The organism is Citrobacter sp. VF227, assembly GCF_052950715.1.
This window is the reverse complement of the sequence record NZ_JBRFVF010000515.1, coordinates 1-448: the sequence shown is the minus strand read 5'-3', so window position 1 is coordinate 448 and position 448 is coordinate 1. Positions and strand designations below refer to the sequence as shown.

Genomic DNA, 448 nt, shown 5'->3' with positions numbered 1-448 from the left:
CGTTGACGATGGTCAGCCCCTCGGCGCGCAGCCGCATGCGTTGCTCGTGCCCGGCCGCTGTGCCGGCTGGCAGGCTGAGGCGGCCGCCGGCGGCGATCACCCTGTGCCAGGGCAGGCTGGTGTCATCCGGCAGCTGCGACATCAGGCGGCCAACCCAGCGCGCGGCGCGGCCGAAGCCGGCCATGGCGGCCAGCTCGCCGTAGCTCACCACCTTGCCCGGCGGGATCTGTGACATCACCAGGTAAACGGCGGTGCGCCGCGTTTCGGCATCGGCACCGGGGGGTAACAGCGGTGCGTGGTCATTCATGCAGAGCTTCCGGTCGGTGGTGAAGGTCGGCTCGCCGAACTCGTGATCCATTCGGCGGTCTGTGCTTGCTGTAGCTGAATGCATAGGGATAATGCCAGCCTTTCAACCGACTTCGACCATAATCCCAGCACATTTATGCTC

At 66.3% G+C, this 448-nt stretch carries 1 protein-coding gene; it reads right to left on the bottom strand.

What is annotated here, in order from left to right:
- Positions 1–358 (bottom strand): MGMT family protein (locus ACU8YC_RS27615; protein ID WP_446896342.1); only part of this gene is annotated, 358 nt, incomplete at its 3' end.
- Positions 359–448: the final 90 nt, after the last annotated feature.